This is a genomic window from Caballeronia sp. LZ032 (assembly GCF_031451315.1).
GTDB lineage: Bacteria > Pseudomonadota > Gammaproteobacteria > Burkholderiales > Burkholderiaceae > Caballeronia.
In genome coordinates, this window is record NZ_JARUXP010000001.1 from 89,081 (window position 1) to 102,665 (window position 13,585).

At 64.3% G+C, this 13,585-nt stretch carries 14 protein-coding genes; 5 read left to right on the top strand and 9 right to left on the bottom strand.

What is annotated here, in order from left to right; genetic code table 11:
- Positions 1-46 precede the first annotated feature (46 nt).
- The 4 genes from QCE69_RS00380 to QCE69_RS00395 all read right to left on the bottom strand — a co-directional run bounded on the left by QCE69_RS00380 (position 47) and on the right by QCE69_RS00395 (position 3,806).
- Positions 47-658 carry a class I SAM-dependent methyltransferase gene (locus tag QCE69_RS00380; protein WP_309928825.1) on the bottom strand — a complete coding sequence of 204 codons (612 nt, stop codon included), beginning with the start codon at positions 656-658 and terminating at the stop codon, positions 47-49.
- Entirely contained in the window at positions 655-1,458 is an 804-nt protein-coding gene (locus QCE69_RS00385) for a PIG-L family deacetylase (protein ID WP_309913180.1), read from the bottom strand. Before QCE69_RS00385 ends, QCE69_RS00380 begins: the two co-directional genes overlap by 4 nt.
- The gene (locus tag QCE69_RS00390) at positions 1,446-2,495 is read right to left on the bottom strand and encodes an acyl-CoA dehydrogenase (protein WP_309928828.1); all 1,050 of its coding nucleotides are present in this window, start codon (positions 2,493-2,495) and stop codon (positions 1,446-1,448) included. Before QCE69_RS00390 ends, QCE69_RS00385 begins: the two co-directional genes overlap by 13 nt.
- Positions 2,496-2,786: 291 nt before the next feature.
- Positions 2,787-3,806 carry a bile acid:sodium symporter family protein gene (locus QCE69_RS00395; protein WP_309928831.1) on the bottom strand — a complete coding sequence of 340 codons (1,020 nt, stop codon included), beginning with the start codon at positions 3,804-3,806 and terminating at the stop codon, positions 2,787-2,789.
- A gap of 518 nt (positions 3,807-4,324) precedes the next feature.
- Here QCE69_RS00395 and QCE69_RS00400 point away from each other — a divergent pair.
- On the top strand, positions 4,325-4,693 hold the full coding sequence (locus QCE69_RS00400; RefSeq protein WP_309913187.1) for a hypothetical protein: 369 nt from the start codon (positions 4,325-4,327) through the stop codon (positions 4,691-4,693).
- 514 nt (positions 4,694-5,207) lie between these two features.
- On the top strand, positions 5,208-6,317 hold the full coding sequence (locus QCE69_RS00405) for a porin (RefSeq protein ID WP_309913190.1): 1,110 nt from the start codon (positions 5,208-5,210) through the stop codon (positions 6,315-6,317).
- A 93-nt stretch (positions 6,318-6,410) separates the two neighbouring features.
- Here the strand turns inward: QCE69_RS00405 and QCE69_RS00410 are convergent, their stop codons facing one another.
- Positions 6,411-7,367: a nitronate monooxygenase family protein gene (locus QCE69_RS00410; protein ID WP_309806975.1), complete on the bottom strand. Its 957-nt coding sequence runs from the start codon at positions 7,365-7,367 to the stop codon at positions 6,411-6,413.
- A gap of 241 nt (positions 7,368-7,608) precedes the next feature.
- On the opposite strand from QCE69_RS00410, the gene QCE69_RS00415 reads away from it, so the two are divergent.
- On the top strand, positions 7,609-8,499 hold the full coding sequence (locus QCE69_RS00415; protein WP_309928834.1) for an alpha/beta hydrolase: 891 nt from the start codon (positions 7,609-7,611) through the stop codon (positions 8,497-8,499).
- A 191-nt stretch (positions 8,500-8,690) separates the two neighbouring features.
- Here the strand turns inward: QCE69_RS00415 and QCE69_RS00420 are convergent, their stop codons facing one another.
- From QCE69_RS00420 to QCE69_RS00435, 4 genes are read right to left on the bottom strand one after another with little or no spacing between them, the layout of a single operon-like run.
- Positions 8,691-9,614, bottom strand: a complete 924-nt coding sequence (locus QCE69_RS00420; RefSeq protein ID WP_309928836.1) for an MBL fold metallo-hydrolase — start codon at positions 9,612-9,614, stop codon at positions 8,691-8,693.
- The gene (locus QCE69_RS00425; RefSeq protein WP_309919519.1) at positions 9,611-10,168 is read right to left on the bottom strand and encodes a MaoC family dehydratase N-terminal domain-containing protein; all 558 of its coding nucleotides are present in this window, start codon (positions 10,166-10,168) and stop codon (positions 9,611-9,613) included. Before QCE69_RS00425 ends, QCE69_RS00420 begins: the two co-directional genes overlap by 4 nt.
- 35 nt (positions 10,169-10,203) lie before the next feature.
- Complete coding sequence (locus QCE69_RS00430) at positions 10,204-10,701, bottom strand: YbaK/EbsC family protein (RefSeq protein ID WP_309806979.1); 498 nt, start codon at positions 10,699-10,701, stop codon at positions 10,204-10,206.
- A gap of 16 nt (positions 10,702-10,717) precedes the next feature.
- Positions 10,718-11,641 (bottom strand): hydroxymethylglutaryl-CoA lyase, encoded by a 924-nt coding sequence (locus QCE69_RS00435; RefSeq protein ID WP_309928839.1) that lies wholly within the window; start codon positions 11,639-11,641, stop codon positions 10,718-10,720.
- Between the two features lie 405 nt (positions 11,642-12,046).
- Here QCE69_RS00435 and QCE69_RS00440 point away from each other — a divergent pair, with 405 nt between their 5' ends.
- Positions 12,047-12,559, top strand: coding sequence for a hypothetical protein (locus QCE69_RS00440; RefSeq protein ID WP_309928842.1), 513 nt, complete (start codon positions 12,047-12,049; stop codon positions 12,557-12,559).
- Positions 12,495-13,580: a thioester reductase domain-containing protein gene (locus tag QCE69_RS00445; protein ID WP_309928844.1), complete on the top strand. Its 1,086-nt coding sequence runs from the start codon at positions 12,495-12,497 to the stop codon at positions 13,578-13,580. The genes QCE69_RS00440 and QCE69_RS00445 overlap by 65 nt, the downstream gene beginning before the upstream one ends.
- The last annotated feature ends 5 nt before the right edge of the window (positions 13,581-13,585 follow it).

The window sequence follows — 13,585 nt, forward strand, 5'->3', positions numbered from 1 at the left end:
ATAAGCGATTCCTTGCAGTTTGTTTGTTTAGTAAAACCACAAAACATTACTCCAGACCTTCGCGTTCATGGACGGATCGCGCGTCTCGCGTCCATACGTCGAGCACCAGGTCGTCGTCCTGATAGCGGCAAAGATGCGGCAGGCTCAGGCGGTCGCGCAGCGTGGCGTGGACATCGTCGCCGATGCGCGGCCAGCCCGCGATCTCTTTGCGCCAGTGACATGCGACAACCGCGCCGGAGGCTGACAGGCGTTCGTGCAGGAAGTCGGCGACGCGCATCAACTGCGGCTCGTCCAGGTAATAGCCAATCTCGCTCATCACGACGAGATCCACCGAGCCGGAAGGCCAGACGTCCGGCCATTGCATCTGCTCGACACTCACGTTCACCAGGCGCGAGATGCGCCGGCGCGTGAGTTCCACGGCTTGTTCCGCGATGTCGGCGGCAAGAAGTTCGCCGCAACGCGAGGCGAGCAACGCGGTCAGTTCACCGTTGCCGCAGCCCGGTTCGAAGGCACGTGCGTAATACTCTTCGGGCAGCGCCGCGAGCGTGAGCGCCCGCTTGCGCCGTTCGTACCAGCGCTCTCTGATTTTCCAGGGGTCTTCGCTCTCCTGATACAGGGTGTCGAAGTGCTGCTTGCTCTCGTGGCCGGGCGCGCTCATATCAGTACGACCTCGAAAGGGCGCGTGAGCCGCGCCAGCACATGATCCGGCAAGACCGGTGTACGGCCCATCGCTGCGTCGGGCTCGATCTGGCTGCGGAAGGCCTGCACGGCCCGCAGTTTGCGCGCGTGGGTTGCTTCGTCGAGCACGATCCGCCGCGCACGGCTCCAGGGCACGCGGGTGTCGTCGGGCGACGCCCAATGCCAGGTCCACAGCGGCACCTCGACACAGGGCAGCTCCAGCGCACCCGCGGCTGCGTGTACGGCACGCCCGGCGGCTTCGTGATCGGGATGGCCGTCGTTGCGCCAGGTGGTGAATACCACGTCACCGGGTTGCAGAAGCCGCGACAGGCGCTCCGCCAGGACCGGTTCGAACTGCCTGGCGCCGCCGTCCTGCAGTCCGAGCCGGACAACCTGTACCTGACGCAGATGCAGGCGTTGCAGCGCGTCCTTGGTTTCCTGCGGGCGTTCCCGTGCGAGCCGCTCGGCAGGCCAGCCATGCGAATCGGGATGGCTGGCGGTGCCGTCGGTGACGGCGACGATCAGGATGCTCCGGCTGAGTTGCGACAGCCGCGCGAGCAGTCCGCCGGTGCCGAGCACCTCGTCGTCCGGATGAGGCGCGACGATGACCGCGCGCGCGCCAAACGGCACGAGCTCCGCTGGCTCGACCTCCGGTAGCGCGCTAAGGCGGGCCCAGCCTTGCCATGCCGACTCGGGCGTACCGTCGCCAACGATGGCGCGGTCGTGGCCGTTGGTGTCGTGTTCGGATTCGGCTGGCGCTCTCGTGGTCACACTTGCCATGAAGTCTCTTCCTCCTCGATGACGCATTCAGCGAGCGCGGCTTCGTCGCGCTCTGCGTGGCTTTGTCGAATGAATACCGGTAGATCCGCCATCAACTGCGCGAAGTGCGGGTCGCGACACAACGGCCCGGCGCCCAGTGCACGCCCCGCGCGCTCGACGACGCGCGCCGCCGCGCGTTCCGCCGCGAGCCGGGCGCGCATCGCGTGTGCCATGGCGTGCGCATGCGGCTCGCGATCGATGTGCGTTGCGGTCTCGCGCAGCAGGGCGGCCGTTGCGCTGAGCGTCGTATCGATTGCGCCGAGATGGGCGAGCTTGTAGGGCGCGGGGCGCTTGCGTACGTCGCGCGCGACGAACTGTGCGATGGCCGCCGCAGCACCAAACCAGCATGCGGCGATGCCCGCGCCGCCCTGCCATAAACCGGGGCGCTCCAGATACGCGCGCGCGCCGCCGATGCGCCGCGCAGGGACGTGCTCGAAGCGCACTTCGACGCTTGCGCTGGCCCGCATGCCGACGGCGCTCCAGCCGGAGCCGCTGACCGTCACGCCGGGATGATCCAGCGCGACAGCGGCGATAATCGGCTCGCCCGCTTCGTTCCAGGCGGTCACGAGCGCGTGCGTGACGGATGCCGCCCCTGAGCACCAGGCCTTTGTGCCCTGCAATAGCACGGATTCGGCGCTTGCTTCGCCGAGGGCGGAGAGCCGTGCATCCGGTGGCTCGGCGGCCCACACGGCCCAGGCCTTGCCTGCTTCGGGTTCGTGGCCATCGAGCTCGGCGAGGATGGCGACGGCATCCGTGTGGCCTTCGTACAGCTTGACTAGCGAGAGGTCGAATCCGGCGACCGCGCCGAGCGCGCGCCACCGCGCAGCGGTTTCGCCTTGACCGGGCAGCGGCGGGCGGTCGAGCCGCGCGTCGATCAGTGCGCGTAGTGCCTGGCCCGTTGCCTCGGCGCTGCCGCGTTCAAACGGCAGCGTGGCAAGGAACGCGCGCAAGGCGCCCGCTTCCGCGCGAGGCGTGCCAAGTGTCTCTGCCCGATTCATTGTTTGCGCCCTGGCTGGTACGGCGCGCGTGCTGTTTGCATGGTTCCCTCACGGCTCTGCTGCGTGTCATGACAGAAGTGTGGCAAGGGACATGCCCGGCCGCCATTCAGCCGGAAGGCATAGGCAAAAGCGACGGATGTCCGTCAGCGAAAGTGTGCGAATGCTTGATGGAGCGCCGACGGTTTGGCTTATGCCATCCGGCCGAATCGACGGCGACGCGCAGCCGGCGTCAAATGACACAAAGGCCGCGCGGGGCGGCCTTCGTCAGGAATGGAGCGGGAATGGAACGGTTCAGCGTTGCGCGGGCGCACCGGCGCTTTCGCCTTTGCGCACGGGTTCAGCGGCGGTCTTGCGTGCGCCCCAGCGCTGCGCGAGCACGGCACAGACCATCAACTGGATCTGGTGGAACAGCATCAGCGGCAGGACCACCGCACCCACGGCGTGCGAAGCGAAGATCACTTTTGCCATTGGAATGCCTGAGGCAAGGCTCTTTTTCGAGCCGCAGAAGATGATGGTGATCTGGTCTGCGCGGCTGAAGCCCATACGCTTCGCGGTGAATGCCGTGATGAAAAGCGCCGCTGCCAGCAGCAGGATGTTGACGGCCACGAGGCCCGCGAGCGTGCCGAGCGAGATTGAATGCCAGATGCCTTCGTTCACTGCCTCGCTGAAGGCAACGTAGACGACCAGCAGGATCGAGCCCTGATCCACGAACTTGAGGATGGCGCGATGCGCGTCCACCCATCTGCCGATGGCCGGGCGCAGCAATTGTCCTGCGATGAAAGGCACCAGCAGTTGCAGCGTGATATTGCCGACCGTGTGCCATGGCGAGCCCGTTGTTGCGCCGTGATTGCTCACCACGAGTCCGACGAGCGCAGGCGTGATGAAAATGCCGAGCAGACTCGAGGCCGACGCGCTGCAGACGGCCGCCGGCACGTTGCCCTTGGCCATCGAAGTGAACGCAATGGAGGACTGCACCGTGGAGGGCAAGGTGCACAGGAACAGGATGCCGGTGTAGAGCGCGGGCGTGACGAGCGGCGTCAGCACCGGTTTGAGTACGAGTCCGAGCAGGGGAAACAGCGCGAACGTGCTGAGCAGGACAACCACGTGCAGTCGCCAATGCGTTGCACCCGCCACGATGGCTTCGCGCGAGAGTTTTGCGCCGTGCAGGAAGAACAGCAATCCAATGGCGTCGTTGGTGATCCAGTTGAACGCAACCGCGTCGCGGCCGCGGCACGGCATGTTTATGTAGATAATGACGGTGCCGACGAGCGCCAGCGTGAAGTTGTCGGGAAGGAGTTTGGGCCGTGCCATTCAGGATTCTCGCGCGTGGGGAAACCGGTCGGTCATGCGTCGCGGTTCCAGCGTCGTATTAGTGAATACCATGATTTTCGCCCGGGACGGATTGAATTGGCAAATTCATTTGCTGGAGTGATTAATGCGCGTGGCGCATGAAATCTGGCCTTTGAGCACCGCAATCTGTCCGCAGCGGACACACTTGCAGCGCTATGTTTCAGCAACAGAAAACCGACGATTTTCCTCACATGATTAAGCATCCAAAAAGGCAGGTCGGAAGGAAAAACTCTGACGTAACATGGTGTTACAACCATCGAGCGGACATAACACTTTTTGGCTCGACTGCCGTCGCAGCGCCCAATAAATTGTTGAATACACCGGTTTGCAGGTCATGCCCATCCGTTTTCAGCGGCATGAGCTGACCGCTCCGACCAAAGCCGGTGGTTCGCTGAATGGGCAGGTTCGAGGCGCAAGCATCGGGCCACAATCCACCTGTTTGCGAACGAGGATATCGGTCGGATCTTGGCAGTTTCGACATGACGCTCACAGGCTTTCGCAACACGACCCGGCTTTTCGCAACCGCTGCGCTCGGCGCACTCGCGGTGGCGGGTTCGCTCGCGCTCGCGGGGCCGCGTGTCGAATGGCTGTCACCCGCAGTGTTTGACAACTCCGCCGCCAGCAGGCAATCGTTGCACTACACGCCTGTCTCGTCGAAAGACGGCCTGACGCCCGTCAGCGCCGAAGTCCGCACGGTCCCGCAGGTGGATCAGGCGGCTCCGTTGCACGGCGCCGGTTCCATTCGCGCCGACATCACCCGCTACAACGAAGAACGCAGCCTGCCGCGCCCGCCGGGACGGCCGTCGGATGCCGGCCGCGCGCCGGTCAACGGCAATTTCCGCAACTGATCGCTTGACGCTTCCTCGCGTGTCCTGAACCGGCACGTCGGGTGCGCTCGTCCGCGCGCGGAACGACAAAAAAATTGTCCGTCCAGTTCCGCTGTCATATTGACGCAATCTCGCCACAGTTAAGCGTCCGCTTTCTCATAAATATTTCCCTCCTTTATCCGCGCAAGGACAATGCGCCCTGCGCGGATGAATGTCGCATTTCACTACTTCGCCAGGCTTGTTTTCTCTCGATCAGGCGCGCCCCTCTTGGCCGCGCGCCGACATGATCCGCGAGCTCCGCGCGGCTGACGGCGATGCGCCTCGCGTGCGTCCCGGGCGCGCACGGCATGAAGTATCCGAATCGCTATACCCGCAATAACCAAAAACATTTTTGACCGGAAAAATGGTCCGTAAAGATGGTGCCGCTCCACACGCGATGCCTCTCTCGCCCATTCACCGTCAACCGGTCAGACGAGGCGAGTGCAACGCTCCTCGCCCGCCACGCATTCAATTTTCGACAAAGACAGGAGAGTTCATGAAGCCAACCGTCAACCGTGCGCCGAAGACTACGGTGAAGACAACGGTCAAGGCCACAGTGGTCGCCGCAGCGCTGCTCGGCATGTTCGCGGCGGGATCCGCGCAGGCGCAGTCGAGCGTTTCGCTCTACGGCCAGGTCGACGAATGGGTCGGCGCCACCAAGTTTCCGGGCAGCGATCGCGCATGGAATGTGAGCGGCGGCGGCATGTCGACGTCTTACTGGGGCATGAAGGGCGCCGAAGATCTCGGCGGCGGCTACAAGGCCATCTTCACGCTGGAAAGCTTCTTCCGCGCGCAAAACGGCCAGTACGGCCGCTTTCAGGGCGACACCTTCTTCGCGCGTAACTCCTACGTCGGCATTCAAGGCCCGATCGGCACGTTCACGGCTGGCCGCCTGACGACGCAACTCTTCGTCTCGACGATCCTGTTCAACCCCTTCGTCGATTCGTACGTGTTCTCGCCGATGGTCTATCACGTGTTTCTCGGCCAGGGCACGTTCCCGACCTACACGACGGACCAGGGCGTGACGGGCGATTCGGGCTGGAACAACGCGGTGCAGTACACATCGCCTGACTTCAATGGCCTGTCGGGCAGCGTGATGTACGCGTTCGGCAACAACGCCGGCGATGGCCGCTCGAAGAAGTACAGTGCGCAGTTCCTGTATTTCCACGGCCCGTTCGCGGCCACCGGCGTCTACCAGTACGTCAACTTCAACAACGCGCCGGGCGACCTGCCGACCTCCAACGCCTTCACGATCCCCGGCTTCAAGAGCCAGAGCGTAGGCCAGCTGGGCGCGTCGTTCGACATGAAGTTCGTCAAGTTCTTCGCGCAGTACATGTACACGAAGAACGACATCGATGTCGGCACCTTCCACGTCAACACGGGGCAAGGCGGCGTGACCGTGCCGCTCGGCCCGGGCACGGTGATGGCGTCCTACGCGTACTCGCGCAGCAACGGCGGCCTCGATCAGACGCACAAGAGCTGGGCGCTCGGCTACGACTATCCGCTCTCGAAGCGCACCGATGTCTACGCGGCCTACCTGAACGACAAGTACACCAGCATCTCGTCGGGCGATACCTTCGGCGTCGGCATCCGCGCGAAGTTCTGACGCGCGCGTTTTTCGCCTCGTCAAACGAAACACCGCGCCTCGTGCGCGGTGTTTTGTTCTCAGCAGCCGGCGATCGAAACCGGAAAGCGAAACTCAGCCGATCGCCAGCCGCGCTTTCGCGTCGTCGTATTCGCTCTTCAGCCGGGCGACGAGTTCCGCGACGCTCGGCACGTCGCTCATCAGTCCGACTCCCTGTCCCGCGCCCCAGATGTCCTTCCACGCCTTCGCCTTGGGATCGGCGAAATTCATCGCGGTCTTGTCGGAGACGGGCAGCGCGTCGGGGTCCAGGCCCGCGTTGACGATGCTCTCGCGAATGTAGTTGCCGTGTACGCCGGTGAAGAGATTGGTGTAGATGATGTCGGCGGCATTCGCCTCGACGATCGCGCGCTTGTAGCTTTCCTGCGCATGCGCCTCCTGCGTGGCGATGAAGCGCGTGCCCATGTACGCGAGATCGGCGCCCATGGCCTGCGCCGCCAGAATCGAGCCGCCGTTGGCAATGGCGCCCGACAGCACGATGGGACCGTCGAACATGCGCCGCACTTCGCCGACGAGCGCAAAGGGAGAGGTCGTGCCCGCGTGTCCGCCCGCGCCGGCCGCGACGAGGATCAGCCCGTCGACGCCGGCTTCGAGCGCCTTCTGCGCGTGCCTGATATTGATGACGTCATGCAGGACGATGCCGCCATACGAGTGCACGGCGTCAATCATTTCCTTGACCGGCGCGCGCAGGCTCGTGATGAAGATCGGCACCTTGTGCTCGACGCATACGCGCACGTCCTGTTCGAGCCGTGCATTCGACTGGTGAACGATCTGGTTCACCGCAACCGGCCCGATGACCGCGTCGGGATGGGCTGCCTTGTGCTCGGCGAGCGACGCCTGGATCTGCGTGAGCCATTCATCGAGCATTTCGGCGGGGCGGGCATTGAGCGCCGGGAACGATCCGACGATGCCTGCCTTGCACTGCGCCAGCACCAGTTCCGGATAACTGACGATGAACATGGGCGAACCGACGACCGGCAAGGCAAGGTGCTGCAGGATGGCGGGCAGGGCCATGGCACGAGTCTCCAGAAAGGGGCGCGAGCGGTGTTGAGTGATTTTACGAGCAAGGGTCGCGTTGCGGCACGCACGATCGCGTGCCGCGAACGGTCGTTCGATTGTAAATGAAACAGGCTGCGTGACCACTCGGGGCGTTCCCGAAGAAGTCTTCGGTTTTGCGGTTTCATGGCGCTGCCGCCATCAGTCACGGAAGCCCCGCGCCTACAATGTTCCGCAACGCCACGAGCCCGTAACAACCATGTCTTTCGCAGACTACGAAACGTTCAGCGTTGCTGCAGGAGACGTCGATATCGTCGGAATGAAGGGCGGCGACGGACCTCCGCTGCTGCTGTTGCATGGACATCCGCAAACTCACGAGATCTGGCATCGATGTGCCGATGAACTGGCTCGCCATTTCACGGTGATCGCCACCGATCTGCGCGGTTACGGCGCATCGGGCAAGCCGCCCAGCGACGCGCGGCACACCCCCTATTCGAAGCGCGCGATGGCCGCCGATCAGGTCGCGGTAATGCGCCATTTCGGCTTCGAACGTTTCCTGGTGTGCGCGCACGATCGCGGCGCGCGGGTCGCTCATCGCATGGCCCTGGATTTTCCCGACGCGGTGGACCGGCTGATGCTGCTGGACATCGCGCCGACGCTCGCCATGTATGAAGCCACTGATCGCGCCTTCGCGACCGCGTACTTCCACTGGTTCTTCCTGATTCAGCCGGCGCCGTTGCCGGAACTGCTGATCGGCGGCAATCCCGACGCCTATATCGAGCGCGTGATGGGCAACCGTCACGCAGGCCTCGCGCCGTTCGCGCCGCATGCGCTGCAGGCGTATCGCGACGCGCTGAAATCGCCGGGCGCGATCTTCGGCATGTGCGAGGACTATCGCGCGTCGGCGGGCATCGACCTCGAACACGATCGCGCCGATCTCGAGCGCGGCGTGAAGATCGGCTGTCCGTTGCGCGTGCTGTGGGGGCAGGAAGGCGTGATCGCGCAATGCTTCGATGCGCTTGCCGAGTGGCGGCGCGTCGCGCGCGACGTGAGCGGCCGCGCATTGCCGTGCGGGCACTATATTCCCGAGGAACAGCCGGACGCCTTGCTCGCCGAAATGCTCGCGTTCTTTGCCGCCGAATCCGCCTGAACCGCGCAACGGAACATCGTCTTACACGGGGTCAGGTGAGCGAAAATGTTCTGTAGGGAAAGCACCGATGCACGTGAAAATGTGTCGCGCTACGATACGCTGGACGTTGATCACGTCCCTATGATTCCGCCGCTTGCCGTAGCTGACAAGCGGCTTTCTTTTTGAGCGCGTGGTCCTGGCAATGCGCCTGTTCAGGCCGCCGACACACACTCGCCGCTCACCTTCACCGCACCGCTGCGCGCCAGTTCCCCGACGAACTTCTCCAGCAACGCCCGCTGTTGCGCGGCAGGCGCGAGCGCTTCGGCGGCGGCGCGCATCGCGCGGGCCTCCGCGGTCATCGCGACGATGGCGTCGAGCGTCATCGTGCGGACTTCCATCAGCCGGAACACGATCAGCACCTTGAGCGCGTTCTTCGCGTTGCGGGCCGGGTCGGCTTGCAGATAGTCGAGCCGCGACACGGCGGTGTCGAGTGCGCGGGCGACGTCGGTGAACGGCGCGCCGTGGCCCGGAATCACGACATCGATATCGAGCGTGGCGATCAGATCCAGCACCGCGCGCGCTTCCACGAAACCGCTCTCGCCTTCCAGTTCCGGAAAGATCACCCCGAAGCCGTTTTCCCACAACGCGTCGGCGCTGATCAGCACGCGCATTTCCGGGCAATACAGCATCAGCGAATGCGGATCGTGACCCGGCGCGCCGAGCGCGTTCCACGCGAAGCCGCCAAGTTCGAGCGTCGCGCCCTGCGCGAGCGTGCCGCTCAGGGCGAAGCGCTCGCAGTGCTGGCCGGTCGCGCGAAAGGACAGCGCCTCTTCGTCCCAGGCGCGCACGGCCTGCGCGTCGCCGGCGGGCACCAGCGTGTCGCACGCGTAGGTCCGTTGCAGCAGCGCGTTGCCGCCGCAGTGATCGGAATGAAGGTGCGTATTGACGATCAGGTCGAGCGGACGCGCGCCCAGTGTCTGCTGCACCAGCGCGAGCGTCTGCGGCGCATGCGCGGCATAGCCGGTGTCGACGATGGCCGTGCCGTCGGCGCTCGCGAACAGCACGTTGTTCGACGAGAGCCAGCCCCGTTCGAACACCGTCATGACTTCACGCAGCGGCTGCGGCAATGGATTCATGTCGTGCGCTCCAGCGGCATCACGACGATGGTCGCGGTCGCTTCGATGACCGTCTCGCCGGACTGATTGCGCGCACTGCCTTCGAGCTTCACCAGGTCGCCGTTGAGGCTGGCTTTCCATTTCGCGTCGATGACTTGCCAGCGCATCGTCAGCGTGTCGTTCGCTTTCACCGCGCGCCTGAGACGGATGCCGAACTCGAGGCCGAGCGGCTGCGCGAAGGTCGAGAAATGCGCGGCGATCAACGCCATCAGATGCGCGGTCGGCTGCGTACCCGACGCGATCAGCGAGCCGAAACGGCTGGCGCGCGCGTAGGCGTCGTCGTGATGCAGCGGGTTCGTGTCGTTGACGAGCGTGGCGAACTGCCGGATGGAGTTGGGCGGCAGCGTAAGCGTCGCTTCGAACGATGCGCCGATCGTCACGACACGCGCACCCTGGCGACGGCTCTCCACGCGCGCCAGCACCGCGCGTTTCTCGCTGTCGCCGCACGATGCCCAGGCGGCGATCTCGTCGATGGTGCGCAGGCAGCCTTCGCAGAAACCCGTTTCCGGATTCATGCGGCAGACGTCCACGCACGGCGACGCCACGTCGCTCATGATTCCGCGGTTTCGCGCAGGGCGACGTCGGCCACCGGCGCGCCGGTCAGCTCGATCAGTTCCTGCGGCGACAGATTGAACACCGCATGCGGATGACCGGCCGCGGCCCACAGGCTGTCGAGCGCGAGCAGGTCGGCGTCGATCAGCGTGACCGGCTCGACCGCATGGCCGATCGGGCAGACGCCGCCGATCGCGTAGCCGGTCTTCTCGCGCACGAACTTCGCGTCCGCACGCGCCAGTTCGCCCACGCGCGCGGCCACTTTCGCTTCATCGACGCGATTCGCGCCGCTCGCGATCACCAGCACGGGCGCATCGTCCTTGCGCCGGCGAAACAGAATCGACTTGGCGATCTGCGCGACCGAGCAGCCGAGCCCGGCCGCCGCTTCGGCCGAGGTCTTGCCGGTCTCGGGCAGCATCACGACATCATGCGGATGGCCGCGTTCCTTGAGTAACAGCGCGACGCGGCGCGCGGATTCAGGCAATTGATCGATCATTGGGGTTTTCCGGAGGTCAGACACAGGCTGCGGCGCCGTCGCGTTTCCTGGTGAGGAGCGCGCGGCCCGCGCGCGAAGAACTGGTCTTGCCGATCGCGCGCGAAATGAAGTCACCGATCTCGATGAGTTCATCGAGGTCGATGCCCGTCTCGATGCCCAGGCCGTTCAGCAGATACACGACATCTTCCGTCGCGACGTTGCCCGTCGCGCCCTTCGCGTACGGACAGCCGCCCAATCCCGCTACCGACGCGTGAAAGATCTCGATGCCTTCGAGCAGCGACGCATAGACATTGCCGACGGCCTGACCGTAGGTATCGTGAAAATGGCCGGACAAGCGCTCGCGCGGAAATGCCTTCGATGCCGCCGCCATTACTTCGCGCGTGCGCTTCGGCGTGCCGACGCCGATGGTATCGGCGATATCGATTTCGTCGCAGCCGAGCGCCTTGAAGCGTTCGACCACATCCACCACGGACGCGACGCTCACTTCGCCCTGATACGGACAGCCGAGTGCGCACGAGACGCTGCCGCGCAGACGGATGCCCGCTTCCTTCGCGGCCAGCGCGACCGGTTCGAAGCGCGCGACGCTCTCCGCGATGCTGCAATTGATGTTCTTCTGCGAGAAGGCTTCGCTGGCCGCGCCGAAGATCACGATTTCGTCGGCTCGCGCTTCGAGCGCGCCTTCGAAGCCGCGCATGTTCGGCGTGAGCACGGAGTAGATCGTGCCCGGACGACGCTCGATGCCGGACATGACGGCGTTGGCATCGGCCATCTGCGGCACCCATTTGGGCGACACGAACGAGGTGGCCTCGACATTCACGATGCCCGCCCGCGCGAGCCGGTTGACGAGTTCGATCTTGGTCTCGGTGGGCACGAACTCTTTCTCGTTCTGCAGGCCGTCGCGCGGCCCGACTTCGACGATCTTCACTTTGGCTGGAATCATGCTTGTCTCCTGAAGAGGATTGTGGCGCGTGGCGCTTGCCGAATCATGATGCCGCCATTTTCCGGTTTACTCGCCGCGATTGCCAGAGAAGACTTTTTTGGCAGCAATGCAAGGACTCGGGCAGTGACCGCCGTTGGCAAGCATGTCGCCTGCAATGCACTCGCATGCATGCGGCGATGTGGACGCTCACGGCAGCCGCGAACGCCGAGACTGCGATAAACCTGAGCGAAGTCAATCGCATTGTGCAATTTCGTCCCGCCACGGGGTCGCTCGGCAGAGCGCTTGAATAAAATCCGGCCTCCGAAGTGAAACGTATCGACGGTACATACCGTGTCCGGTCTGTTCTCGAGGCTTTCACTTCGCTTTTACGCGAGCCGAAGATGAGGCAGCTCAATGAGATTCGACTTGCTTCCACTCACCGAAACTCAGGCGCGGGCCGTCAGGCATGCCGTCCCGGCCTCTGGTCGGCGCGCGGTGTTTCGATTGCCAGGCGTGCCCGACAGCGAACGTCTCGCGCGCGCGCTGACACGGGTCGCCGAACAATGCCAGGCCTTGCGCTGGCGCGTCGTCGACAGCGAGGACGGACCACGGTATCAGGTGCACGAGTACGGGCTCAACAAGCTGGAAGTCATCGATCTCGACGTTGCCGACGAGTTGGGCGTGATATCGACGATCAACATGCTCGGCGACCGTCCCTTGCGGATCGACACAGGCGCGCCGTGGGCAATGACGTTGTTGCGTGGCCAGACAGCAAGCTTCCTGGTGTTCGTCTGTCATCCGGGCCTGCTCGAACGTTTTTCGCTGCAGCCGCTCTTTCGCGCTTTATCCCAAGCGTTTTCGGATGAGCCGGTCGATGCAAGACTCAGTCTCGATCAGCAAGCCTTGGCTTCTGCAGATCGACACAGTCGGTCGCGATGACCATTTCTTCCACGCCGGCGGGAATTCGCTGCTCGCTACACGCATGCAGGCCCGGGTGCTTGCCCGTACCGGACTCGCATTCCAGATGTCCGCGTTCTACCGGTCGCCGACGATCTCGGGGCTCGTGGCAGGCGCAGCGCGGGACGACATCGCGCGGGCCGTCGCCGATGCTGCTGCTCCGGTTGCTCCGGACGTCGGTACTCATCGCGAAGCGGGCGCGAAGTCGATACGCAACGTGATCCTGACCGGCGCGAGCGGTTTTTTCGGCATTCATTTGCTGAGTGAACTGACGCGTCAGGTCGACCGGGTGTTCTGCCTGCAACGCTGTGACACGGCTCGTGCGGGGCATGCGCGGCTCGAGCGCGAAGCGCGCACCGCGGGACTCGCGATCGACTTCACGCACATGGAGGTCGTGCAGGCGGATCTGACGCTGCCCCAGGCCGGCCTTTCCGACGCGGACTGGCACCGTCTTGCGGGCGAAGGCGATGCCGTGTGGCATTGTGGCGCGCACGTGCACCATCTGCTTGGCTACAGCAGCCTGAAGGCGGCGAATGTCGACAGCACGGAAAACCTGTTGCGCCTGGCCGTGACCACACGCCGCAAACCGTTCTGCTTCGTCTCGACCATGTCGGTGCCGCTGATGCTCGAAGGCGTAGCGAGTGCGGAGGAACAGGTCGGCACGGAGCGGCCGGCCTCCGACAATGGCTATCTGCTGGGCAAATGGGTCAGCGAGCAGCGTGTCGCCGCCTATGCCCGCGCAGCGGGACTGCCGGTGACCATCGCTCGCATCGGCAACGTCACCGGCCACAGCAAGAGCGGCTACAGCAACTATCGTAACAATCACTTCTGGCTGTTCAACCAGAGCTGTGTGCAATTCGGCGCGTACCCGGACAACGGACAGATGATCGAGATGACACCCGTCGACGTGCTCGCGCGAGCGCTTGGCGCGCTTGCGCTCCATCCGCGTGCCGGATTGCACGTCGCGAACCTGCAGAACCCGGCGCGAATCGGACAGCGGTGAATGGT

Excerpts from the sequence above, each read along its gene's own strand:
- QCE69_RS00410 (WP_309806975.1), bottom strand. The coding sequence starts at position 7,367 with ATGGCCCTGCCCGCCATCCTGCAGCACCTTGCCTTGCCGGTCGTCGGT.
- QCE69_RS00390 (WP_309928828.1), bottom strand. The coding sequence starts at position 2,495 with ATGAATCGGGCAGAGACACTTGGCACGCCTCGCGCGGAAGCGGGCGCC.
- QCE69_RS00385 (WP_309913180.1), bottom strand. The coding sequence starts at position 1,458 with ATGGCAAGTGTGACCACGAGAGCGCCAGCCGAATCCGAACACGACACC.
- QCE69_RS00425 (WP_309919519.1), bottom strand. The coding sequence starts at position 10,168 with ATGAATCCGGAAACGGGTTTCTGCGAAGGCTGCCTGCGCACCATCGAC.
- QCE69_RS00405 (WP_309913190.1), top strand. The coding sequence starts at position 5,208 with ATGAAGCCAACCGTCAACCGTGCGCCGAAGACTACGGTGAAGACAACG.
- QCE69_RS00415 (WP_309928834.1), top strand. The coding sequence starts at position 7,609 with ATGTCTTTCGCAGACTACGAAACGTTCAGCGTTGCTGCAGGAGACGTC.
- QCE69_RS00430 (WP_309806979.1), bottom strand. The coding sequence starts at position 10,701 with ATGATCGATCAATTGCCTGAATCCGCGCGCCGCGTCGCGCTGTTACTC.
- QCE69_RS00395 (WP_309928831.1), bottom strand. The coding sequence starts at position 3,806 with ATGGCACGGCCCAAACTCCTTCCCGACAACTTCACGCTGGCGCTCGTC.
- QCE69_RS00400 (WP_309913187.1), top strand. The coding sequence starts at position 4,325 with ATGACGCTCACAGGCTTTCGCAACACGACCCGGCTTTTCGCAACCGCT.
- QCE69_RS00380 (WP_309928825.1), bottom strand. The coding sequence starts at position 658 with ATGAGCGCGCCCGGCCACGAGAGCAAGCAGCACTTCGACACCCTGTAT.
- QCE69_RS00435 (WP_309928839.1), bottom strand. The coding sequence starts at position 11,641 with ATGATTCCAGCCAAAGTGAAGATCGTCGAAGTCGGGCCGCGCGACGGC.
- QCE69_RS00420 (WP_309928836.1), bottom strand. The coding sequence starts at position 9,614 with ATGAATCCATTGCCGCAGCCGCTGCGTGAAGTCATGACGGTGTTCGAA.
- QCE69_RS00445 (WP_309928844.1), top strand. The coding sequence starts at position 12,495 with ATGCAAGACTCAGTCTCGATCAGCAAGCCTTGGCTTCTGCAGATCGAC.